The following is a 22,760-nucleotide window of genomic DNA, read 5'->3' as shown; positions in this document are numbered from 1 at the left end:
AGGAGTCCCCGCCGTGGCCACCGCACACGCCCCCCACGCCGCAGCCGCCCCCGGCCAGGGTCTGCCCGCGTCCATCACCCCGGCCCTCCTCGAGCGGCTGACCGCGCAGGTCTGCGCCGCACCCAACGCCGCGCGGGTCACCACCACCGCTCCCTACACCGGACACCCCCTGGGCGACTTCCCGGTCTCCACCCCCGACGACGTAGAGGCCGCGTTCACCCGCGCCCGTGCCGCCCAGGCCGGCTGGGCCGCCACGCCGATCGCGGAACGCAAGCGCATCCTGCTGCGCTTCCACGACCTCGTCCTCGCCCGCCGGGACGAGGTGCTCGATCTGATGCAGGCCGAGAACGGAAAGACCCGCCGCGATGCGTTCCTCGAAGTCCTCGACATCGGCATCGTCGCCCGCTACTACGCCCGCACCGCCGCCAAGTACCTGAGCCCCACGCGCCGCCGCGGCGCGTTCCCGCTGCTCACCCGCACCACCGAGCTGCGCCACCCCAAGGGCGTCGTCACGGTGATCTCGCCGTGGAACTACCCGCTGAGCATGGCCGCCAGCGACGCCATCGCGGCGCTCATGGCGGGCAACGCCGTCGTCCAGAAGCCCGACACCCAGACCGCGCTCACCGCCCTGTGGTCGCTCGACCTGATGTACGAGGCCGGGCTGCCGGCCGACGTGTGGCAGATCGTGGTCGGCCGGGGCAGCTCCATCGGCGGCGCGCTGATGGACAACGCCGACTACATGATGTTCACCGGGTCCACGGCCAGCGGCCGGCAGATCGCGAGCGACGCGGGCCGGCGCCTGATCGGCGCCTCCCTCGAGCTCGGCGGGAAGAACCCGATGATCGTCCTGGAGGATGCGGACATCGAGAAGGCCGCCGCCGGCGCGGTCAACGCCTGCTTCCCCTCCGCCGGCCAGCTGTGCGTCTCCGTCGAGCGCCTCTACGTCGCGGAGTCGATCCGCGAGAAGTTCGTCGCAGCGTTCGTGGCCCGCACGAAGAAGCTCAAGATCGGCGCCGCCTACGACTTCAGCGCCGACGTCGGCTCCCTCACCACCCCCTCGCAGCTGAAGACCGTCTCCGAGCACGTGACCGACGCCGTCGCCAAGGGCGCCACCGTCCTCGCCGGCGGCAAGGCGCGCCCGGACCTCGGCCCGCTCTTCTACGAGCCGACGATCCTCGCCGACGTCACCCCCGAGATGACGGTCCACGACCACGAGACCTTCGGCCCGGTCGTCTCGATCTACTCCTTCCGCAACATCGAGGAGGCGATCGGACTGGCCAACGCCACGCTGTACGGCCTCAACGCCAGCGTCTGGTCCCGCAACGGGGCCCGCGGCCGGGCGGTTGCCGCCCGCGTGCACGCCGGCACCGTCAACGTGAACGAGGCGTTCGCCGCCGCCTGGGGGAGCATCGACGCGCCGATGGGCGGCATGGGCGACTCCGGACTCGGCCGCCGTCACGGCGCCGAGGGCATCCTCAAGTACACCGAGGCGCAGACCGTCGCCCACCAGCGCCTGCAGGGCTTCTACCCGCCGTCCGGTATCAGCCCCGAGACCTGGGCGAAGCTCCTGACCGGCAGCATCAGGTTCATGAAGGCCGTCGGCATCCGCTGACCGACGGCCGCGGTGCGGGGCCGCAGCAACCGGTCCGAGGCCCCCGGCGCACGGGAGGAGACCGACCGTCCACGGCTCCTCCCCCCGGTCTGCTGCCGAGCGGCGACTGCGCCCAACGCGCGGCCCGCCAGCGCCGTCATGGCACTGGCGGGCCAGCTTCGCCCCTCCGGGGAAGGAGCGCGAGGTTTGTCACTCGCCGTGGAGTGCTGTTCTGAGGGCGTCGATGGCGAGTTTGCGGGCGATGTTGGCGGCGCGGGTGTCGCGGAGGCTGTCCAGGAGCATGAAGTCGTGGACCATGGCCTGGACGCGGACGGAGGTGACGTCGACGCCGGCCTCGCGGAGCTTGTTGGCGTACTGCTCGCCCTCGTCGCGCAGCACGTCGGCCTCGTCGGTGATGACCAGGGTGGTCGGCAGGCCCTTCAGCTGCTCGAGGGTCGACTGCAGGGGCGAGGCGTGGTGCTCCGCCCGCTGGGCCGGGTCGGTGGTGTAGGCGTCCCAGAACCACTTCATGCCGTCACGGGTCAGGAAGTAGCCCTCGGCGAACTGGTGGTAGGACGGCGTCTCGAAGTTCGCGTTGGTGACCGGGTAGAGCAGCACCTGCGCCTTCAGGTCGATCCCGCCGCGCTCCTTGTTCATCAGCGCGAACACCGTCGACATGCACCCGCCGACCGACTCCCCGGTCACCGCGATCCGCGAGGTGTCCAGACCGTGCTCCGCGCCGTGCTTGAGGACCCACTGGCCGACCGCGTAGTTCTGCTCGACCTGGGTCGGGTACTTCGCCTCCGGCGCCCGGTCGTACACCGGGAAGACACCCGCCGCGCCCGCCCCGACCGTGAGCTCCCGGAACAGCCGGTCGTGGGTCTTGTCGTCGCCGAACACCCAGCCCGCGCCGTGGATGTAGAACACCACCGGCAACGGCCCTGCGACCCCCTTCGGGCGGATGATGCGGGTGCGGACGGTGCCCCACTCGCCCGCATCCACCTCCACCCACTCCTCGTCGACCTCCGGCCGCTCCACACTCAGGTCCGACTGCAGGCCCAGCAGGATGTCACGCCCCTGCTCCGGCGGGACCTCGTAGATCCGCGGATGCGGATCCGTCGCATCGCACAACTCCTGCGCGGCGCGCTCCAGATACGGCGTAATCGGCGGGGGAAGCTCGGACATGTTCACTCCCTGTAGTGTCCCGGGCATACGGGTGCCCGTATCACGGCCTCACCGGCCGCAGCTGATGAACCACCCCCGGCCAAACCTCCCCCTTCCTCCATCCTCGGGTCCCGGCCACGATGCGCAACCTGTCACGGTTCGATGCCGATCGGGCGGTACGCCTCGGATGCACCGGCGTACGCAGTGACACCGGCCGACCCTCCCACCTGCACCGGGACTGCCCCAAGAACTGGCGACACCACGAAACGGAGCATCCCGGCCGAGGCCAGCAACGCCACCCACCGTGTGCACACCCCGGGGGAACGGGGCCGCCATCCCGACCGCCGCCCGTAACACTCCGCATGCACGCACGTCGCGGGTTCGGACTCAAGGACACCGCCCCGGCGTCGTGGTGTCCCAGCCCCCGGCCGGACACTCCCTCGCCCATTCGCGGGCGGCCTCGCCGACCCGCGCCCGGAGAGACCGGCCGCCCCCGCCTCGTCACCGCGACGGCGCACAGGACCACCAGCAGGTCGCCCCGGGTCTTCACGAAGAGCCCGCCTCGGCGGCCCGGCACCGCCCCGAAAGCCCCCATTTGCAGGCAAATCGCGCCATCCGGTGATGCGCCCGGCACCCGCCGGGGATAGCTGTGGGAAAGGACGCCGCAGCCGGCCTCCACAGCCATCGACACGACTTTGGGGGTGTGATGCGGTCCGACAGTCGGCACGAGGCCGAGGACCGCGGGCGGTGGATCTCCGTGGGGAAGGCCTCGACCCACAACCTGCGCCGGGTGAGCCTGGCGATCCCCAAGGAAGTCCTGACGGTCTTCACCGGAGTGTCCGGGTCGGGCAAGTCCTCGCTCGCCCTGGACACGGTGGCGGCAGAGGCACAGCGGCTGGTGAACGACTCCTATCCGGCCTTCGTGCGCAACCGCCTGCCGCAGGCCGCCCAGCCGGACGTGCAGTGGATCGACGGGCTCACCTTCACCGTCCTGATCGACCAGCGGCGCTTCGCCGGCAACGCCCGGTCGACGGTGGCCACCGCGACCGACATCGCCCCGCTGCTGCGCCTGGTCTTCTCTCGGATCGGGGAACCGTCGGCCGGCTACTCGCCCGCCTACTCCTTCAACGACCCGGCCGGAATGTGCCCGGCCTGCGAAGGCCTCGGCGTGGTGCGGGACATCGACGTCGACCGGCTGCTCGACCTGGACCGGTCGATCGACGAGGGCCCGGTGATGTTCCCGGCGTTCCGGCCCGGCACCTACCGGTGGAAGCGGTTCGCGTACTGCGGCCTGTTCGACCGCTCGAAGCCGCTGCGCGACTACACCCCGCAGGAGATGCACGACTTCCTCTACGCCGATGCGATGAAGCTCCCGAACCCCGACCCGCAGTTCCCCAAGACCGCCAGGTTCGACGGCGTCATCATCCGGATGCGGGACGTCTACATCCGCAACCCGCCCACCGCGCGGTCCAAGGAGACGGACCAGGCGATGCGCCGGGTCATCACCGCCCAAACCTGCCCCACCTGCGCAGGCGCCCGGCTGAATGCCGCGGCGCTCGCCAGCCTGATCGACGGCCGCTCCATCGCCGACTGGACCGCGCTGCCCGTCGACCGCCTGCACGACCTCATCGCCGGCCTCGACGACGCCCGCGTCGCCCCAGTCCTCGCCGAGGCCCTGCGCAGACTCGACGCGCTGCAGTCGGTCGGCCTCGACTACTTGACCCTTGACCGGGTCTCCTCGACCCTCTCCGGAGGCGAGGCCCAGCGCGTCAAGATCGTCCGCTACCTGGGCAGCCCGCTCAGCTCCGTCACCTACGTCTTCGACGAACCCAGCACCGGCCTGCACCCGCACGACGTACGGCAGCTGACCGAACTGCTGCTGAAACTGCGCGACGCCGCCAACACCGTCCTCGTCGTGGAGCACCACCCGCAGGTCATCGCCCTCGCCGACCACGTCGTCGACCTCGGGCCCGGAGCGGGGGAACACGGCGGCGAGATCCTCTTCGAAGGCACCCCCGCCGACCTGCTGCGCGCCCGGACACCCACCGCCCGAGCGCTGCGCGAGCCGGTGGTGCTGCGCACCGCAGTCCGCCCGGACCGCGGCTCGATCACGATCAACAACGCCCGGGCGCACAACCTGCGGGGCTTCGACGTCGCCGTTCCGCTGCGGCGACTCACCGCGGTCGTGGGCGTCGCGGGATCGGGCAAGTCCTCGCTGATCACCGACGAACTGCCCCGCCAGCACCCCGACGTGGTGGTGATCGGCCAGGACCCTCCGCGCGGCAGCGGGAGGTCCACCCCGCTGAGCCAGCTGGGCCTGGCCGAGCCGGTCCGCAGGACCTTCGCAGCCGCCTCGGGCCTCGCGCCAGCCTGGTTCAGCTTCAACTCCAAGGGCGCCTGCCCGCAGTGCAAGGGCCGCGGGTTCATCACCACCGAGCTGGCTTACCTCGACGACGTCTCCACCCCCTGCGAGGCCTGCGGCGGTACGCGCTTCAACCCCGAGGCGCTGGCGACCCGGATCGGCGGGGCGACCATCGCGGACGTGCTGGCCTCACCCCCCGCCACCGTCGGGGACCTCTTTGCCGGCCATGCCGAGATTGCCGGGCGCCTCGCCTGGATGGAGCGCGTGGGCCTGGGCTATCTCGCCGTCGGGCAGGCCCTGGACACCCTCTCGGGCGGGGAGAAGCAGCGGTTGCTGCTCGCCAAGCACCTGGGTGAGGTCGGTTCGGGCCGCGAGCAGCGGATCGTGCTGGACGAGCCCACCACCGGCCTGCACGGCTCGGACGTCGACCGGCTTCTGCGCCTGTTCGACGAACTGGTCGACGACGGAGCCACCCTCGTCGTGGTCGAGCACAACCTGCGCGTGGTCGCCCACGCAGACCACGTGATTGAGATCGGCCCCGGCGCGGGAGACGCGGGAGGCCGCATCGTCTTCGAAGGCACCCCGCAGGCCCTGGCGGCAGACCGCGGCTCCCTCACCGGGCAGGCACTCGCGACAGCGCTGAAGATCGAGGCGAACGGAACACGACGGCGCCCGGCCGCACCAACGGCCCCTTCGCCACCACGGAAGGCGAGAACATGACCCGAGTCCTCTTCGTCGTGACGGCGGCCGAACACTGGACGCTCAAGGACGGCACGAAGCACCCCACGGGCTACTGGGGCGAGGAACTCGCGATGCCGCACAAGATCTTCACCGAGGCCGGCTGGGACATCACCATCGCCACCCCCGGCGGGAAACGGCCAACCCTCGACAAGATCAGCATGGGACGCTCCGCCGGCCTGCCGGGCACCCTCCGCGAGGTCGCCGACTACCTCGCCACCATCCAGGACGCACTCGACAGCCCGGCCGCCCTCAGCGAGGTGGACCCCGACGACTACGACCTGGTCTTCTACCCCGGCGGCCACGGCCCCATGGAGGATCTCTCCCACGACGAGGCGTCAGGAGCGCTCCTCACCAAGCAACTCGCCTCCGGCCGTCCGCTGGGCCTGCTGTGCCACGGCCCCGCAGCGCTGCTCGCGGCCAGGAACGACGACGGCTCCTGGCCCTTTGCCGGATACCGGATCACCGCGCTGTCCAACTTCGAGGAGAAGCTGAACAGCTTCGGCCGCAAGGCCTCCTGGTACCTGGAGGACAGGCTGCGCGAGAGCGGCGCGCACTACGCCAAGGGCACCCTTCCGCTCCTGCCCCACATCGAGGTCGACCGCACCCTCTACACCGGCCAGAACCCCGGCTCCGCCAAGCAGCTGGCCACCCGCATGGTGGCCGACCTCGGCCTTGAGCGGGCGGCATCGTGACCTGCCGCACTCCACAGGCGAAGAGGGCCTTTGCCCTCACACGGCGGCGCCGCTCCGGGGCGCGGCGCGAGCGAGCAGGGGGCGAGCGGAGCGGGACCGGCGAGGCAGTAGAGGTGACAGGGACGTTGCCCTCAGCTGGTGCCGAGCGCGTGCGGCTCGACCCGGGGGAGCAGTTCCCGGTGGCGGCGCTCGTCGAGGGCGACGGCGTCCTGCGGGCGCAGGCGGGGCAGGCCGTCCAGGACCGGGTAACCGCGGCGCAGACGGGGGTTGTAGAGCAGTTGCTCCTCCGGGAGGTGGGTCAGTGGGCCCTTGTCCACGGGGCAGGCGAGCAGGGGAAGCAGCAGGTCGAGATCAGCGGAGTGGGACACGGGTGGGCTTCTCCTTGCGCCGGCCGGTCCTGGTGGACCGTCCGGTGGTGGTGGGGACGGGAGGGTTGTCGTGGCGGGGGAGGGCCGCCAGGACCAGGACGGTGAGCGCGGTGCCGCCCAGGCGCAGGGCGAGCCGCACCGGCTCGGCCGGGAGGTGTTCGCCGAAGACCGCGGTGCCCGCGACGACGGTGAAGACGCAGGAGACGGTCGTGGTGACCGGCACGATCACCGAGGCGCGGCAGCGCTGGAGGGCGGTCTGCGACAGCGCGAGTCCGGCCGTGCCGGTCGCGCCGAGCAACCAGGGGTACGGCCCCCGGGCCACCTCAAGCAGGGCGGCGCCCACCGGCAGTGCGGTGAACGCTGCCGAGGTGCCCTTGATGGCAAGCGAGCTCACCCCGTACAGCAGCCCGAGGGCCACGCCGTAGGACACACCGGAGCTGCTGCGGCGGTGGCGCCGGCCGGCCTGCCGCAGGGAGGCCAGGAACAGCACGAGCCCGAACGCGAGACAGGGCAGACAGAGACCCAGGAGCGGCACCAGGGGAGCTGCGCCTCCCACCTGGTCGTCGTCGCCGAGCGAGCCGACCACCAGCAGCAGGGCGATCACGATGACGCCGGTGCCGAGGAGTTCCGGACGGCCGGGACGCTCGCCGAGTGTCACGGCGGACAGGGCCACCAGGAGCACCGTCCCCGTGACGAAGATACCCTGGGCGGCGGCGATCGGCAGCAGCTGGTAGACCTTCAGCTGCGCTCCAAAGCCGAGGGCGAGCAGGGTAAAGCCCAGGAGCCAGCGCGGGCTGGACGACAGGGCCAGGATCAGCCGCACCGGGCGCCGCGGGTCCAGCGGGGGCAGACTCGCCAGGGCGTGCTTCTCGAGGACGAACCCCGCGCTGTACAGGACGTTGGCGAGCAGGGCGACGGCGACACCGAGGATCATCGGGCCTGCCCCTGGGCGCTCAGTGCGTCGAGCGCCTCGGCACAGCTTTGGGCGATCTCGGCGGCGGCTGCCTGGTCGAGCAGCTGGTGGCAGTGGCGGACGGCGAGGTGGAGCCGGCCGTTCAGGGTCAGCGCGCTGACGGAGAGCCCGCGGGGCATGCGGACCGGCGCCGAGAACCACAGGGCCATGGCCTGCCCGGCGGGCCCGAAGTCGAGCGGGTGGTCCACCCGGCCGAGGTTGCTGACCAGCGCGGTCGACGTCCAAGGTGCGGCGGCACGGCGCAGCGCCCTGGTCAGCGGTGCCTTCACGCCGACCGGCAGCCAAGGGGCGCTGACCAGGGCGGCGGTGAGGCCCGGGCCATCGGTGCGGGCGGCCTTCGCGGCGCGGGTCTGCGAGCTGATTTGGCGCAGCGCCGTGTCGGCAGCCCCGGTGGTTCCGGGAGGCGGGGCCGGGTGCGGTGGCTGGTCACGGATGGTGGCGAGGTGGTTCTGGTTGCCCATGGCGGCGCCGGAGGCGAGCGGCCCGTCGAGGCGGTCGTCGACCGGCATCGACAGGTGGATCGGCCTGTCCTGCCGGCCGTGCCGGCGGTTCCATTCGGCGAGGGTCAGCCGGACGGCCGTCAGCAGCAGGTCGTTGACAGTTACCCGGGGCCAGGTGGAGCCCGCCCGCGGGACGGGCGGTGCGGGTAGCGGGAGCACGCTGAGGTGGACGCCGGTGCCGGGCGCGGGGGCGAGGTGCGCGGTGGGTGCGATCCGCGCCGGACGTCCTGCGAATCCCGGCGCGGGCCGGAGCCCCTGCCCGACGCCGCGGATGCCGACAACGGAGGCCGGGGCGGCCGGGGCGGGGACCGCCGCGCCTGAGTACTGCTCGGCGAGGTCGCAGAGCAGTCGCAGGCAGCTGCCGGCGTCCGCGAGGGTGTGCGCGGCCGCCAGTACCAGGACGGTGCCGCCGCCGGGCGCGGGCGCGGCCTGCAGCCGCAGCGGCGGGCCGGCTGCCAGCGGCGGAGGATCGGCCAGAGCCAGGCGGCGGGCCCGATCGGGGTCGGCGGCGGCGGTGACCGCGCCGGGGCCGGGCGCGGCGGGCTCCCAGTGGTAACGGCGGTGCCACCACCGGGAGTCGGACTGGCGCACCCGCAGTCGCGGGTGACCGTCGAGGGCGCGGGCGAAGGCGGCCCGGAGCCGTTCGAGGTCGAGGGAGCCGGGCAGATGGGCCTCCAGGTGGACGGTGTCGGCGTCCACCTGCTCCTGGAGCAGGTGCCGGGAGTACTCGTCCATCGGCGGAAAGGGGAAGCGCCCCTGCAGCCCGGAGTCCGTCCGGGCGGCAGGGGTCCTACCGGCGGCGCGGATCACGGGGCCTCGGCCCGGTGCCTGGGCCCGGTGCCGGCCCGGTCCGCGCCGACCAGTGCCGCGGCGAGGGCCAGCAGCGCCAGCGCCTGTGCCGCGGTGCCGAACGCCCCGGCCGGGGCCCCGACGGCGGCCACCGCGCCGGCGCCGGCCATCGCCGCACCGGCGAGGTAGGGCAGCAGGCTGGGCCAGCGGAGGGCGAGGGCGATCAATGGCAGGACCAGCAGCACCGCCGGACCGCCGGCCACGCCGAGGACCAGCACCGGGAGCAGCACGCCGAGCAACCGCCCGGGCTGGCCGACCGCTGCCCAGCCCTGCGGCCCGGCCTCTGGCCGACTGCGCCTGCGCAGCGGTGCCGCGAACAGGGCGGCGAGGAGCAGCAGGGCGAGCCCGCCGACGACCAGCCCGATGTCGTACGTGGTCGCTGGTGCGTAGGTCAGCACCACGGTGCCGCCGGTGCCCGCCGGTACGACGTAGCCCTGCTGCCAGCCGTCGAGGCGGATGGACTGCAGCGGTTTGCCGTTCAGGGTCGCTCGCCAGCCGGTGTTGGCGTTCTCGTGGACCTGGAGGTAGGCGGCGCTGCCCGTGCCGATCCGTACGGTGCGCCTGTCCCCGGACCAGGAGACGACTCCCACGGCGCGGCGCTCGCCGGGGTCGGTGGCCCTGGCCGCGTCGGTGGACGTGAGGGTGATGTCGGTGACGGCCAGCGGGCCGTCGTCGGTGGCGGAGATCCGGTGCCGGCCCTGGGTCAGGGGAAGCGGTCCCCGGCCGGTGGGCGGGCAGAGGAGGACGGTGACGGGCTGGCGCTCTTGCAGGGCCGCGACCGTGCCCGAGACGGAGGTCGGGTAGGCCACGTCGTCCATGGTGACCGACGGGCCGCTGCCGCAGGGGAGGGTGAACGTTGTGGCCTGGGTCGCCTCGTTGCCGGGTGTGCCCAGCAGGTCGGCCAGCGCCGGTACGTACACCTCGCTGAGGCCCACCGGTAGTTGGAGGTTCTGGCCGGCAAGCGGGTTGTGGACCACCACGGGGGCGCTCTGGGTGACTGTGACGGTCAGCCGGTCGGTGGTCAGTGGGGCGAAGCGGACCAGCCCGTTGGCGTCCACCGCCGCGCTGACCGCGTCGGTCGGGGTGGAGAGCTGGACCTGGGCCGGGCGGGAGGAGAGCCCGCCGGCGGTGCCCAGCACCAGCTGGTCGATGCTGCGGCTGCCTTGCCAGCTGAGTCGGACGGTGGGGCTGCTGCCTGCGATCCAGGCGGTGGTGAGGTCGCCGTCGAGCAGTTGGCGCGGGGTGCCGGAGGTGGTGGAGTCCGCCTCCACGCTGATCCGTCCGGTGGCCCGGCCGGGAGCGACCCGGTCCAGTAGCGTGTCCAGGGCAGCGCCGGGGAGCGCGACGGCGCTGCCGGTCACGCTGTACTCGCCAGCGGTGGTGGACAGCTGGCGGTTGAGGCCGGTCTCGGTGCGGCTCGACTGAGAGCTGCCGAGGTCGAGGGTCCGGTGCAGCGAGTACACCTGGGCCCCGGACGCGGAGCCCGTGGCGGGCAGGGAGAGGACACGGGTGGCCTTGACCCCGGGAATCGAGATCTCCGAGAAGCCGGCCCCGCCCACGCCGGTGGCGGAGGGGAGCGCGTCCTCGATGGTGACCTTGAGCCATGTGGTGGGTCCGGCAGGCGCGTTGACCCTCTGTGCCACGGCCTGTGGTTGCAGGGTGCTGACCGCCGAACCGAGCTGCGTGTCGATCCTGACCTTGGTGATGATGGGCCTGAGCGAACCGCCGGCCAGCGGGGTCACCTGCAGGGTGGAGGGGAGGTCGACCGAGCCGTCGAGGTCGATCCGCAGCCACTCGCCGACCGGATGGGTGCTGCTGCCCTCTGCCCAGGCCGTGCCGGCTTGCCCGTCGAAGGCGTTCACCGGGTCGTACTGCGGCAGCGCGAACAGCCAGGAGCCGTACGAGGACGCGGTGACCGACCTCGCGCCCTCGATCACTGCGGTGGTCTGCTCGGCGGTGGAGCCGGCCGGACCGGAGGGAAGGATCTGGCGGGGTTCGTCGCCCGGATTCTGGCTGCTGCCCGGTGAGTTGGTTCCGGTGGCCGTGTAGGTGTAGGAGTTGTTGTTGTCCACCAGGCCGAAGTTCGTGTCGCTGCGGCGTTGCCCGTCGGCGGTGGCCTGCAGCGCGCCGGCGGTGCCGGCAGGCAGGGGGTCGCCGGAGAGGACCACCGGGCGGTCTGTCACGGTGCCGCTCGCGGAGAGTTGCAGCAGCGATTCGGTGCCGCCGCCGACTACGGCGGTGTCGGCGACCGGCCGGCTGGTTACCCGGCCTGGCTTGGCGCCGGACTCGGTGGGTCTGAAGATCTCGACCGCGTCGTACTGCCGGTACAGGCCCTGGACCTGGACCGGGGTGTTCGGCTCGATCCGTCCCGAGGACACCGGGGCCCCGAAGCCGGTCACCCGCTCGAAGCCGGAGGCCAGCAGGGTGGCGCGCACCGTCTGCGGCGGTAGGTAACCGGCCTGCGCGGGGTCGAGGTCGTTGCGGACCACCAGGTAGTGCACGCCGGCGCGCTCCAGGAAGGGAATCAGCCCCGGCACCTGGGAGCCGGTGGCAAGGGCCTCCTGGATCGCCTCCAGGTAGCGCCGCTCGCCGGCCTGTCCGAAGGGAACGAAGTTGTACTGCGCCCACGGCGATCTGCCGAGCACGTCCAGCGGCTCGTCGATGGTGGAGCCCCAGGTGTAGAGGCCGTGCGCGTCGGCGGGGACCACCAGGGCGCGGCTGTCGGCGGAGTTGGCGGCCAGGAAGTCGGCGGTCTGCTTCCACTGGGAGGGCAGCGCGGTGAAGGAGCCCGGTTGGACGACGTTGCCGTTCAGGTAGGGCAGTGCGAGGCCGGGCAGTACCGCCACGGCGACCAGCGCCGGGACCAGCCGTGGCCGGGCGACAGTTCGGGGCACCGGCCGCCCGCACAGGTGGGACAGGCCCAGGGACAGCGCCAGGGCAAGGCCGGTCTGGAACTTGTAGATGTTGCGCAGCGGCGCCAACGCGCCGTCGAGCAGTTGCTGCACGGCACCGTGGAACGGCGAGCCGAGGGAGTCGCCGTACCCGGCGAGGGTGACCAGAGCGACGGAGGCGACGACCAGCAGCAGCCAGCGCCGCTCGGGGACATCACGGCGGGCCAGGCCTGCCAGGCCCAGTGCCGCAGCGAGCGCGGAACAGGCGATGACGAGCGCGTTCGCCGCAACGTCCCAGCCGGCCGGCAGCCAGGCGGAGCCGAAGTTCAGGTAGGCCACCCAGTTGCCGCCGCCGCGCAGCAGCTCGGTCGCGGACATCGTGGAGGTGGTGGTCGCCGCCTGTTCCACGTACCGCAGGAAGTTCGCGCCGTAGGAGTTGAGCAGCAGCAACGGCACGGTCCACCAGGCCGTGGCCAGCACCACTCCGGGAACCCACCAGCTGATCAGCCGCCACTTGCGCGACCCGCCCGGCCTGGAGAGCAGGTACAACCCGACCGGGAGCAGCGAGGCCACCACCGAGGTCGCGTTGACCCCGCCCATCAGCGGGACGAGTAGCGCGGAGCCGAGAGCGGCCCGGCGGGGGGAGGCGAACCGGGTGAGCGGCAGCAGGACCCAGGGCAGCACCGCGCCGGGCAGCGCGGCGGCGGAGGTGGACCCGATCACGATGGTGAACACGGGCCACAGCGCGTAGGCGGCCGCGCCGAGCAGCCTGCTGTGCTGTGAGCCGAAGCCGAGGCGCTCGGCGAGCCGCAGCGCCCCCCAGAACGCGGCGGTCACCACCAGTGACAGCCACAGCCGCTCCGCCAGCCAGACCGGGACCTTCAGCAGATGGGCCGTCAGGAAGTAGGGCAGCATCGGGAAGGAATAGCCGACGTACTGGTTGGACAGGCCGCCGAAGCTGCCCTCGCTCTGCCAGAGCGTGCCCAACGAGCCCAGGAAGCCCACCGGGTCAAGGACGACGGCGAGTTTGGTGTCGAAGGCGATCCGCCCCGGCGCGGCGGCCAGGAACGCACAGAGGCCCACCAGCCAGAAGCCGGCCGGCCAGCGGCGTCCGGTGCGCAGGTCGGCGGGCGGCGCCGCCGGCGGCACAGTGGGTACCTGCAGGGTGGGGGCACTCATGGGGAGGTTCTCCGCATCACCAGGAGAAGGTTCCAGGACGCGATCTCGCGCAGGCCCGGAACACGGACGACGGCTTCGGCCAGGAATGGCCAGTAGCGCGACCGGGCGGAGATGATCTCCACGTCCGCGCGGCGGCGCACATGGCGCAGGACCGGGCCGATGTGCACCCGGTGCAGGTTGTCGCCCATGCTGTGCTTGGCGTTGTGCCCGGTGCGCCGCCGGTAGCGGCGCCTGGCCCGGTCGGCGCCGAGCAGGTGCCAGGGCGAGGTCTCGTGGCCGCCCCAGGGGGACAGCCAGTTGGTGTAGGAGAGGTACAGCAGGCCGCCGGGGCGGGTGACCCGGACCATTTCGCTGATGAAGGTCTCCGGGTCGGGTACGTGCTCCAGCACGTTGGACGAGAAGCAGACGTCGACGGCGCCGTCCGCGAGCGGCAGCCAGTAGCCGTCCGCCACGACCGCGTGCTCCGGTGTGCGGCCCGTGCGCGCGTGCAGCTCGGCGAGGTCGGGTTCGAAGAGGTACGCGTGCGCGCCCCTGGCCCGGAAGGCCTCGGTGAAGTGGCCGGCGCCGCCGCCGACGTCGGCGACGAGGGATCCGGCAAGTGGCGCGTGCCGCTCGACCTGGTCGACAGCGTCCTGGGCCAGCAGCCCGTAGAACCGTTCGGGGTCGCTCTGCTCGGTGCGGAAGGCGCGGAACAGTGCCAGGGACCTGCGCAGGGACGGGTCCTTCACGAGGTCGTCGCTCCGCTGCCGGCGGTCAGGTCCCGGGAGGTTCGGACGGCCGCGGACCGCCCGTCCCGGTGCTGGGCCACCGCGGCGGCGGCCGCCGCCTGGAAGCGGTCGACGCTGTGCTCCCAGGTGAGTTCCTCGGCGCGGCGCCTGGCGGCCGCGCCCATCACGGCGCGGCGCTCGGCGGACAGCGCGAGCGCGCACCAGGCCGCGGCGAAGGCGCTCTCGCCCCGGGCGAGCAGCCCGGTGGTGCCGTGGACGACGGAATCCCGCAGTCCGGGGATGTCGAACCCGACCGCGGGCGTGCCCCGGATGGCGGCCTCGGTGACCACCAGACCCCAGCCCTCCAGCGAGGACGGGTGGAGCAGCAGCCAGCTCCTGCACAGCAACCGGTGCTTCTGGGCCTCGTCGACCCGGCCGGTGAACACCACGCCGGGCCCGGCCTGCGCCTCCAGGCGCGCCCGCTCGGGTCCGTCGCCGACGATGACCAGCTTCCCGCCAGTGATCGGGCGCACCCGTTCCCACAGGCGCAGCAGCAGGTCGATCCGCTTGTACTCCACCAGCCTGCCGACCGCGACGAACAGCGGCTCGTCGGCCTCCGGGAGCAGCGCCTCGGGACGTTCGACGCCGTTGGGGACGATCCGGATGCGATCGGCCGGCACACCGATCCGCTCCATCGCCCCGACCGTCGAGGGGGACACCGCGACCATCAGGCTCCGCCGGTGGGTACGGGCCAGGGCCCGGTGCTCCAGCAGCCGACCTGCGCGAGCCACCGGGCCCGGCAGCCGCTGGTCCCAGAGCTCGGTGTGCACGTGGTTCACCAGGCAGAGCACCGGGCCCCGATACCAGAGCGGGGCCAGATAGGGGACTCCGTTGCACACCTCGACCAGCAGGTCGGTGCTGCCGACACTGCGGCCGAACGCCCGTGGGGTGCGCAGGAAATGGTCGTACGTGCCGCCGGAGGAGACCACCCGGTACCGGCGGCCGCCGGTCGGCGCCGCGCCTCCGCAGAGCAGGGTGACCTCGTGGCCGCGGGCGGCCAGCCCGGAGGCCAGCCGGTCCACGAGCAGTTCCGAACCGCCGGCGGCGGGATTGGCCAGATCGCGCCAGGCCAGCACGGTGATCCGGCGGGGAGCCGCAGGTGCCGGCTTCGACGGTGCGGTGGCCGGCGGCGGGTGCGGGGACGTCAGATGTGCCATGGGAGCTCCTTGGAGGGCACGGTGCTCAAGGCAATGAGGGCGTGCGGGGGCGGGCAGGACGAAGGGCCGCCGGACGGCGGGTGCGTGATGCATGGGGCAGGCAGGGCACGCGGATGTACGGGTGCGCGGGGCACACGGGATCATGAAGAACCGGGGTCGCCGGTGAATAGGGGGCAGTCGCAAGGCACGGGGCCGGGGGGATGCGGCTGGCGGCGCGCGGTTGGCGCGCACCGCCAGTCTCTGTGATCCCTACCGACCGGTACTACTCACCGGGGTGCTAAATTCCCCGGCCGATCATGCGAATTCTGTGAATCCTTGTCACTTGCGCGAGAAGTGGGTGCCACCCGGGCGGACCATCCGCCGCCGTGTCGCCCGTGCGCAGCTCCGCGCCGTCACCGCGCAGGGCGACGCCGCAGTAGTGCGCCCGCGGCAAGCAGGCAGACCAGCCCGGCGGCACCGGCGATGATCGGCAGCGTCCCGCCCACCAGGGTGAGCTTGCGACCGCTGTCCGTCGCCGTCCGCACCTGACCCGCCCTGCTCTCCGCCGTCATGCTGAGGTCGGCCCCCAGCAGCGTCAGCAGGTCGGGGCCGTCGGCGGAGACCCTCAGCGTCACCAGCGGCTGGGTGCGCGCGTCCATGACGGTGCCGGTCACCGGGTCCACGATCACGCTGAATCCGCGGTTCGCGTAGTACCTGTCGACGACGAGCTGGCTGTGCGGCAGGCCGATCAGCTTGCCGGGGACCTGCTGGGTGCCGACCTTGGTCGCGCCGACGACCGCGCCGTAGCGGTAGCCGGGCCGGCCGTTGACAGATGCGGTGCCCTGGTAGTCGAGGGTGACGGTGCCGCCCAGCGTGGAGTCCCAGTACACGTATGGACGCTTGGCCAGGCCGAACGGGAACTTCAGGTACGCCTCGCCGGAGAAGAACGGGGTCTCACCGTTCGAGTGCACCGGCAGGTTGGTCCTGCGATCCGTCACCCAACGCTCCACCGTCCACTGCGCGGAACGCCGCGGGTCGTGCAGGGCGAGTGTGGCCTCGGTGTCGATCTGGGTGGAGATGTCGAGGGCGACGCGGGTCGAACTGCTCTCGGCGATGTTTCCCACCACGTGCCGGGTGAGCGTGAGCTGCTGCACCGGGCTCACGGCCGCCGTCTTGGTGTCGAAGACCGTTCCGCTGCCGGTGAAGACCAACGTGATGTTGCTGTCGATCGGCGTCTTGCGGATCGCCGGCAGCACGTACCAGTGCAGCAGGGGCGCCACCACCAGCAGGAACGCCGCAAGTCCGGTCAGCGTCAGGCCGGTGCGGGACAGACGGCGCGGGGCCGGCACGGGATCGGGTCGCCCTTGCGAGGGCTGTTCGAGGGTCTGACTTGTGGGCGCGGACATGAATACGCTCCGTAAGGGATCGGGTCGGTGCAGACCAGCCGCACGGACCGTGCGGCGGTGTTTGCATTGGTGCGACGAAGCCCCAAACGGCTGCCGTGGTACGGCAGATCGCGTGTACATCCCCTGAACCGGGAACCGTAGGTCGACCCTTGACGGATGTCAACGACGGGGCAAAACTGTGGGAGCGCCGGGCCGGGGCCGGTGCGGATGGTGTCGCCTGCTGTACCGCTCCGCTCGTACGGGGCATACGGAAGGGACAATCCGCAGCCATGCGTACCCAACATCCGGTTCTCGCCGTCGCCATCGCCGCCGCGACGGGCGCGGCCCTCGCCATCGCCGCAGCCATCGGCCTGGTCACCTCGGCGACCGCTGCCCCCACCCGCCCCGCCGTGCCGCTGGTGTCCTTCACCGGCTGAGCCCGTCGCACTCCAGGGAGGCAGCCCGCATGGGCGTACCAGAATGCCCCGAACCGGCTCCCCAGCCCGTCGCGCTCCAGACACCGACGGCGCCCCGGCCAACCTCCGTGTGGAGCGCCGTCAGCGCCACCGACACCGAGCGGTTCATCAGCCTCGCCGCCGCCGAGATCCCCGTCCTCTCGGCCGAGGTCACACGACAGATCCACCATCAGTTCCCGCAGATCGTCGAGATCTTCGACGACGACGGCGAATCGGGGGTACTGACCCGGATCAGGAAGGCCCTGGGCCACTTCGTCGAGAGCGTCAGAGCCGTCGGCGGCCCGAGAATCGACGGCGACGGCGCCGCCCGCTTCCGGGAAGCCACCGCAGCCCTCGACAAGCACCACGGCATCCCCGGACGTGCGATCGACCTCATGCGGGCCGTCTACCTCTTCGGCGCCCGACTCTCCTGGCGCCGCCTCACCGAGATCGCACAGGAGATCGGGATCCCACCGGCGGCGATGTACGAACTGGCCGAAGCCGGCTTCGACTACATCGAAAGCCTGGTGGTGGAAGCCGCCCAGGACCAGATCAGCTCCGCAGCCCTGGCCGCCGGAGAACGGCTGCGGCGCCAGCGCCGACTGATCGACCTGCTGCTCGCTGACCGCAGCGCGGACCCCGAAGCAGCGGCCCGGTACGCCGCAAACCTCGGCTGGCCGATGCCGGAGACACTCGCCGTCGCGGTCCTCAACCGCAACGAACGGGCCTCCCTGCCCCCGCTCCTCGGCGCCGGGATCCTGCTCGACTGGGAGAGCGAACAGCCGCGGCTGGTCATCCCCGGCCCCGCCCACATGGACCGGGCCAACCTACTGCAGCAGTCGCTGCCCGGCTGGACAGGCGCGATCGGCCCCGTCGTCCCCCTGGCCGAGGCCGCCCGCTCCCTGCACTGGGCACGGACCGCGCTCGACCTGATGGCGGTCGGGACGCTGCCCGGCGACGGCATGCTCGACTGCACCGAACACACCACCGCGCTGCTCCTGCTGCCACCAGCCGAGCTGGTCGACGACCTGGCCGCAGGCTGCCTGGCCCCACTGGCCGCCTGCACCCCGGGCCACGGCCAGCGGCTCGCGGACACGCTCCTGGCCTGGCTCCAGACCAGAGGCGGCGCCGCCGAGGTGGCTGCGCAGATCGGGGTCCATCCCCAGACAGTCCGCTACCGAATGCGCCAACTCAGAGAGATGTGGGGCGACTCGCTGGACGACCCCGACCGGCGCTTCGAACTGGAACTGGTCCTCCGGGCCCGCAAACTGCGCACTGCCCACCGCGCATGACGCTCCGCCGGGGACACCGGGGGCGGCCTCATCGCCTGCTTCTGGTTGCCCGGCGGCCAGGACATCGCCGCCGGAGGTGCTGACGGGCTGTATGCGGCCGGGTACCAGCTGCACAGTGGCGGCTTTGGCCAGTTGAAGCACTGGCGTCAAGACGTCACCCAGGACCACCCGCTCAGGCATACAAAGTACCCGGAACCCCAAACCCCAGGTTCCGCCACCGGCAGGGGTCACCCCCACTGCACCGAGCCCCTGGGCGGCGTCGGCGTCCACGGTCGCACGCAGACTATGCCGGCTCTTCCTGCCGTTCTCCGCGTGCCACGGCCAGGGTCCGATCCGCATGCTGGTTCGCCCACGGGATTCGGTCGCTCCTCCCTGTCGACCCCAACTCACCATGGAGTAGCTGTCATCGATATTCGAACAGCCCTTGGCCGGCGCCAGCGCATAGCAGCAGTCGTCGTCGCTTCTCTGACCATAGGGGCCGGGTCCGTGGCCCAGGCGGCCCCCTCGCAGGCGTCCGCCTCCCCGGCGGCGGCTCGCACGCTCGTCGGAACCCACCCCCACTGGGCAACACCCACCACCGACCAGGGGACGACCCCCTCCGGTCAGCAGATCACCGCCCGGGTCTACCTGGCAGGCAAAGACCCGGCCGGCCTGGCGGCCTACGCCAGGGAAGTCTCCACGCCCGGCAGCCCGCTGTACGGCAAGTTCCTGACTCCCGAGCAGGTGCAGAGCCGTTTCGGTGCCTCGGCCGCACAGACCGCGGCCGTGCGCTCCTGGGTCACCGGAGCCGGGCTCAGCGTCGCCTCGGCCACCACCCACTACCTTGACGTGCGCGGCTCATCCGCCGCGGTGGACCGGGCCTTCGGCACCAGGCTGCACCAGTACGTCGTGAATGGTCAGATGCTCACCGCGCCGGACGCCGATGCGGTGGTCCCGGCCGGTGTCTCCTCGGCGGTCCTGGGTGTGACCGGTTTGAACTCCCAGGCGCACTTCATGCGTTCGCAGGCCGTTTCGCAGAGCGGCGCCATGGACGGCGCCGCCCGCACGGGCACGCAGACTCCGGCGTCCCGTCCTGCCCCTGGCACGGGGATCTCCACCACGGCGACGTGCTCGGACTACTGGGGGCAGAAGCCGGTCACCGGCGGGCCGGAGGGCTACACGCCCACCACCAGCTACGCCCAGTGCCCGCTCATCCCCTCGCAGCTGCGCGAGGCATACGGCATCACCGCCTCCCACCTGACCGGCAAGGGCGTGACCATCGCCATCGTGGACGCCTACGGCTCTTCCACCATGCTGGCCGACGCGAACCGGTACGCGACCTCCCACGGCGACAACGCGTTCCGCAAGGGCCAGTACTCCGAGATCGTCACGCCGAGCCAGTGGAACTCGCAGGACAACTGCGGCGGCCCGGCCGGCTGGCTGGACGAGGAGGCGTTGGACGTCGAGATGGCTCACGGGCTGGCCCCGGACGCCAACATCCTCTACGTCGGCGCCAACTCCTGCATGGACACCGACCTGCTCGCAGCCCTCGCCACCATCGTCGACAAGCACCTGGCGGACGTCGTCTCCAACTCCTGGGACATACTCCTGCACACGACCGACGGGGATGAGCCCCAGGCGATGATCGACGCCTACGAGCAGGTCTTCCAGCAGGGCGCCGTCGAGGGGATCGGCTTCGACTTCGCGTCCGGCGACTGCGGCGACAACTCGCCCGCCGCCGCGGCCAAGGGGCTCAACTGCCTGCCGGGCAGCAACCGAGCCCAGGCCTTCTTCCCCGGCGCCGACCCGTGGGTCACCGACCTGGGCGGCACAGCGCTCGGAATCAAGGATGCGAAGGGCACCTACGGCTTCGAAACCGACATGGGCAACCTGCGCTCCGTGCTCGAACTGAACTCCAGCCCCGGCCAGCCCGCCGAGAGCTGGAACCCGTTCCCCGGCTACTTCTACTTCGGTGGCGGCGGCGGCACCAGTGAGGACTTCGCCCAACCCTGGTACCAAAGGGGCATCGTGCCGGACCGCCTCGCGCACACACTGATGACCGGCAAGGCCAGCGCCACCGCGCAGCGGGTCACCCCGGACGTCGCCATGAACGGCGACCTGTACACCTCCGTCCTGGTCGGCGTCACCGGGTACGGCCCCGACGGTGTCTACACCGAAAGCGGCTTCGGCGGCACCAGCGTCGCGACACCGGAGTTCTCCGCGATCCAGGCCGACGCGATCCAGGCCCGCCACGGCCGCCCGATCGGCTTCGCCAACCCCGCGATCTACGCCCGCTACGGCAGCGCCGCCTTTCACGACGTGGTCAACAACACGACCGGTCCGGGCCAGCCGCCACTCAACGCGGTCGCCGACTTCGGCATCGTCGACAACGCGCTGAGGGTCCGCCTGGTCGCCTTCGGCCGTGACTACGGCCTGGCCGCAACCAAGGGCTTCGACAACGCCACCGGCGTCGGCTCTCCCACCGGCGCCTACCTCAACTCCTTCGAGTAACCCATCGAATCCCTGCACTCGGTCTGCCCGCACACGGGCAGACCGAGCCTGACAGGACCTACGGGTCGTCCCGCAGCCGCCGAACCCGGATGAGATGATCTCGGGCGCCGGTGTCACCACTGCATCGGAGCCGGACAGGAAAGGCCCGCGCACGAGGCAGAGCCCGCGTCCCTTCAGCAAGCTGACCACGACGGTGCACCGGGACGGCGCCCCCTACCTGCGCCACCTCCACCACGAGACACCGGTCAGGCAATCCAGCCGTGGCGTTGGGCGTAGAGGGCCAGTTGGAAGCGGGAGGCCGTACCGGACAGCCGCATCAGACGCTCCACGTACCGTGACATACTGCGCTTGGATATGCCCAGATTCCGGGCCACCGAGTCGTCGGGGAGCCCTGCGGCCATCTGTCCCAGCATCAGTTGGTCCATCGGCTGCAGCTCATCACTCGAGGAATCGTCACCCCCGAAGGGAGTGGCGGACTGCCAGCACAGCTCGAACAGCTCCGTCAGTGCCGGAAGCACGCTGGACTCGTGGATCAGTAGCGCGGTGTGGTGCCGGTCGACGTGACGACTGGTCAATCCGATCACCGCCGCCCGGTCGTCGGCTAGGAGCATCTTCACCGGAACCTGGGGTCTGACCCGCGCGACCTCGCCGGCCTTGATACAGGGCATGATGTTGACCTGGAACCGGTCCGCGTCCGCGACGGCAGCCTTGGCGTAGACGGTCCGGTAGGAAACGCCGCGTCGCAGACTGTCGATCTCGATCGGGTTGGCCGTCGGCCCGCCGTAGGGCGGTGTGTCGAAGATCGAGACGTGCGAGTGGGCGCCGGCTTCTATCTCGGTCCATGCCTGCTGGGCGTCGGCACCTTCGACCATCTCGACGACGTTCCGCGTTCCCCAGAGGTTGGAGTTGCGGCGGTAGGCGGCGTAGGCCGACGCGGCCTGTTCGACGGCCATGTCGGCCCGGAGGCGGACGCGGTCGGACAGGATCTGCAGCCCGCCGTGCGGATCCAGCGGTTTGACCCAGTCCTGGTCGCGCAGGGCAAGGGCCAACGACTCCAGCTCGCCAAGTGCCGCGTCGCAGGTGGCTCGAGTCAAGCCGAGCATCTCTTCGATTGCGTGTAACGGGGTCCGTCCAGCAGACAGCAGGTAGCGGTAGACGGACGCGGCGTTGCTGGACAGGCCGAGTGTTTCGAGCTGCTCGTCGAGTGGTGACATCGATTTTCCTAGGAGGGAGGCGGGCCGGTGGGGGTGGTGGCCGCACGGTCTTTGGCGTGCGACGTCACGTGCCCGGCGATGCCGGGCGGCACAGGTAGGGATTCGTGACAGACGGTTGATTCTGTGTCGGGGCGCAGACGTTACGACCTTCGGCGTGCAGCAATGCTGCCGTGGACCTGTAGAGCGGATGTTGCGTTCGGCTCCATAGCCCTCCTCGAAGACGAACGGGTCTTCCGCACCATGAAGAGCACCCTCGACCTCCATCCCGTCGATCACCGCGGCGATGACCGTCTTCGCCCCCACGTCCCGTTGCGCTGGCGTGCTCTGCTGCTGATCCGGGTCGCCCAACGCCGGACCAAGCAGGCCTGGCGCACCTCCGGGAGCGGGCTCGGCCGGCCTGCACCAGGTCACCCCTGCCGGCAGCCTGCGGCAGGCGATCGAGCCCACCGACGCACCGGCGCGGACCTTCAAGGAGTGTGCCGTCTCGATGATCACAGGCCCTTGCGCGCCCGCGGACCGTCGACGTCGAGATGCACTGCCAGGACCGAGCGCGCCGGGTTGCCAGCCTGCGGCATGCGGGGACCATGGATTGCACGGGGGTGGGGGCAGCCCCACCAGATGCGCCCTGCCCCAGCGGGCCGCGGAGGAGGACGTCGACGATCTGCCCGCTTCCTTCAGTTCGGCGTCAGCCGAGCGCTCCGCCCACCCGGC

At 71.7% G+C, this 22,760-nt stretch carries 15 protein-coding genes; 6 read left to right on the top strand and 9 right to left on the bottom strand.

Annotated features, from left to right (window positions below; all coding sequences use genetic code 11):
- Positions 1–13 precede the first annotated feature (13 nt).
- On the top strand, positions 14–1,612 hold the full coding sequence (locus ACGFX4_RS19855; RefSeq protein ID WP_393075867.1) for a succinic semialdehyde dehydrogenase: 1,599 nt from the start codon (positions 14–16) through the stop codon (positions 1,610–1,612).
- A 189-nt stretch (positions 1,613–1,801) separates the two neighbouring features.
- Here the strand turns inward: ACGFX4_RS19855 and ACGFX4_RS19850 are convergent, their stop codons facing one another.
- On the bottom strand, positions 1,802–2,776 hold the full coding sequence (locus tag ACGFX4_RS19850; protein ID WP_393075864.1) for an alpha/beta hydrolase: 975 nt from the start codon (positions 2,774–2,776) through the stop codon (positions 1,802–1,804).
- A 685-nt stretch (positions 2,777–3,461) separates the two neighbouring features.
- On the opposite strand from ACGFX4_RS19850, the gene ACGFX4_RS19845 reads away from it, so the two are divergent.
- Together ACGFX4_RS19845 and ACGFX4_RS19840 are read left to right on the top strand one after the other, a co-directional pair.
- Entirely contained in the window at positions 3,462–5,837 is a 2,376-nt protein-coding gene (locus ACGFX4_RS19845; RefSeq protein WP_393075862.1) for an excinuclease ABC subunit UvrA, read from the top strand.
- Positions 5,834–6,550 carry a type 1 glutamine amidotransferase domain-containing protein gene (locus tag ACGFX4_RS19840; protein WP_393075859.1) on the top strand — a complete coding sequence of 239 codons (717 nt, stop codon included), beginning with the start codon at positions 5,834–5,836 and terminating at the stop codon, positions 6,548–6,550. The genes ACGFX4_RS19845 and ACGFX4_RS19840 overlap by 4 nt, the downstream gene beginning before the upstream one ends.
- A 131-nt stretch (positions 6,551–6,681) precedes the next feature.
- Here ACGFX4_RS19840 and ACGFX4_RS19835 read toward each other — a convergent pair whose 3' ends face one another.
- The 7 genes from ACGFX4_RS19835 to ACGFX4_RS19805 form a co-directional block, all read right to left on the bottom strand.
- Positions 6,682–6,918 (bottom strand): Trm112 family protein, encoded by a 237-nt coding sequence (locus tag ACGFX4_RS19835; protein ID WP_393075856.1) that lies wholly within the window; start codon positions 6,916–6,918, stop codon positions 6,682–6,684.
- Positions 6,902–7,852 (bottom strand): hypothetical protein, encoded by a 951-nt coding sequence (locus ACGFX4_RS19830; RefSeq protein ID WP_393075854.1) that lies wholly within the window; start codon positions 7,850–7,852, stop codon positions 6,902–6,904. The genes ACGFX4_RS19835 and ACGFX4_RS19830 overlap by 17 nt, the downstream gene beginning before the upstream one ends.
- Complete coding sequence (locus tag ACGFX4_RS19825; RefSeq protein ID WP_393075852.1) at positions 7,849–9,126, bottom strand: condensation protein; 1,278 nt, start codon at positions 9,124–9,126, stop codon at positions 7,849–7,851. The genes ACGFX4_RS19830 and ACGFX4_RS19825 overlap by 4 nt, the downstream gene beginning before the upstream one ends.
- 71 nt (positions 9,127–9,197) lie before the next feature.
- A complete protein-coding gene (locus tag ACGFX4_RS19820; protein WP_393075850.1) occupies positions 9,198–13,310 on the bottom strand; it encodes an alpha-(1->3)-arabinofuranosyltransferase family protein in 4,113 nt (1,370 codons plus the stop codon).
- Positions 13,307–14,038, bottom strand: coding sequence for a class I SAM-dependent methyltransferase (locus tag ACGFX4_RS19815; protein WP_393075848.1), 732 nt, complete (start codon positions 14,036–14,038; stop codon positions 13,307–13,309). Before ACGFX4_RS19815 ends, ACGFX4_RS19820 begins: the two co-directional genes overlap by 4 nt.
- A complete protein-coding gene (locus tag ACGFX4_RS19810; protein ID WP_393075846.1) occupies positions 14,035–15,234 on the bottom strand; it encodes a glycosyltransferase family 4 protein in 1,200 nt (399 codons plus the stop codon). Before ACGFX4_RS19810 ends, ACGFX4_RS19815 begins: the two co-directional genes overlap by 4 nt.
- Before the next feature lie 392 nt (positions 15,235–15,626).
- Complete coding sequence (locus ACGFX4_RS19805) at positions 15,627–16,619, bottom strand: DUF3068 domain-containing protein (protein ID WP_393075844.1); 993 nt, start codon at positions 16,617–16,619, stop codon at positions 15,627–15,629.
- A 269-nt stretch (positions 16,620–16,888) separates the two neighbouring features.
- Here ACGFX4_RS19805 and ACGFX4_RS19800 point away from each other — a divergent pair, with 269 nt between their 5' ends.
- The 3 genes from ACGFX4_RS19800 (at position 16,889) to ACGFX4_RS19790 (ending at position 20,835) form a co-directional block, all read left to right on the top strand.
- Positions 16,889–17,035 carry a hypothetical protein gene (locus ACGFX4_RS19800; protein WP_393075842.1) on the top strand — a complete coding sequence of 49 codons (147 nt, stop codon included), beginning with the start codon at positions 16,889–16,891 and terminating at the stop codon, positions 17,033–17,035.
- 29 nt (positions 17,036–17,064) lie between these two features.
- Positions 17,065–18,345, top strand: a complete 1,281-nt coding sequence (locus ACGFX4_RS19795; protein WP_393075839.1) for a PucR family transcriptional regulator — start codon at positions 17,065–17,067, stop codon at positions 18,343–18,345.
- Positions 18,346–18,831: 486 nt separating this feature from the next.
- Positions 18,832–20,835, top strand: a complete 2,004-nt coding sequence (locus ACGFX4_RS19790) for a protease pro-enzyme activation domain-containing protein (protein WP_393075836.1) — start codon at positions 18,832–18,834, stop codon at positions 20,833–20,835.
- 245 nt (positions 20,836–21,080) lie between these two features.
- Here the strand turns inward: ACGFX4_RS19790 and ACGFX4_RS19785 are convergent, their stop codons facing one another.
- Entirely contained in the window at positions 21,081–22,049 is a 969-nt protein-coding gene (locus ACGFX4_RS19785) for a hypothetical protein (protein WP_393075834.1), read from the bottom strand.
- Positions 22,050–22,760: the final 711 nt, after the last annotated feature.

Origin of the sequence: Kitasatospora sp. NPDC048365, from assembly GCF_043200835.1 — a bacterium.
In the GTDB taxonomy this organism is placed as follows: Bacteria; Actinomycetota; Actinomycetes; order Streptomycetales; family Streptomycetaceae; genus Kitasatospora; species Kitasatospora terrestris.
This window is presented reverse-complemented; position numbering and strand designations above follow the sequence as displayed.